The sequence below is a fragment of the Peptoniphilus sp. oral taxon 836 str. F0141 genome (assembly GCF_000179335.1).
Lineage (GTDB): Bacteria > Bacillota > Clostridia > Tissierellales > Peptoniphilaceae > Peptoniphilus_A > Peptoniphilus_A lacrimalis.
In genome coordinates this window covers 1-948 of sequence record NZ_AEAA01000055.1, presented here as the reverse complement: position 1 = coordinate 948, position 948 = coordinate 1, and the positions used below count along the sequence as shown (strand labels likewise).

The following is a 948-nucleotide window of genomic DNA, read 5'->3' as shown; positions in this document are numbered from 1 at the left end:
AATTTTATTTAAAATTTCTTCAGAAACAAATTTCTTAATTGAAGAATCAATTTCGTCCTCTACTTTTACTTGTACAAGACCCTTAGCTTTAAAGTCTTTAACAAATTCTTCAAGTTTTTTTATTTTCTTCTTAGAATATTTTTCAGCTCCATTTTTTACGTTTATACCTCTGACACTGCCATCTTTAACAGCTTCCTCAAAAACCTTAAAACCTGAATCTTTTACTATATCGCTGATATCTTTTAATTCCATTCCAAATCTAAGATCTGGTTTATCAACCCCAAATCTATCCATAGCTTCACTGTATTTCATTCTCCTCAAAGGAAGTTTAATGTCAATATCTAGCATTTCCTTGAAAAGTTTTTGTAAGAATTTTTCATTTATAGACATAACATCATCTTCAGTTACAAAACTAAGTTCCATATCTATTTGTGTAAATTCAGGTTGTCTATTTGCTCTTAAGTCTTCATCTCTAAAACATTTTGTTATTTGTATATACCTGTCAAGACCTGAAACCATTAAAAGTTGTTTCATTAATTGAGGTGATTGAGGTAGGGCATAAAATTTTCCGGAATTTACACGAGAAGGCACCAAATAATCTCTAGCTCCTTCAGGAGTAGGCTTTGTAAGCATTGGTGTTTCAACTTCTATAAAACCATTATCATAGAAGAAATCACGTGTGATTTTATAAATTTTTGACCTCAATTTTAAATTTCTGAGCATGCTTGGCTTTCTTAAATCAAGAGTTCTATATTTAAGTCTCATATTTTCTGCTACATTATCATTATCTTTAACATAGATTGGTGGGACTTGTGATTCATTAAGTATTTTAATTTCACTAGCTAAAACTTCAATTTTTCCTGTGGGAATCTTATCGTTAATTGAAGATCTCATTCTCACTATCCCCTTAACAGCGATTACATATTCATTGTGAAGTTTAGTAGCCTT

Annotated in this window: 1 protein-coding gene; it reads right to left on the bottom strand. The window is 30.3% G+C overall.

From position 1 onward, the window contains the following. A partial coding sequence (gene aspS / locus HMPREF9131_RS02420; RefSeq protein WP_009345169.1) for an aspartate--tRNA ligase occupies nucleotides 1-948 on the bottom strand: 948 nt, incomplete at both ends.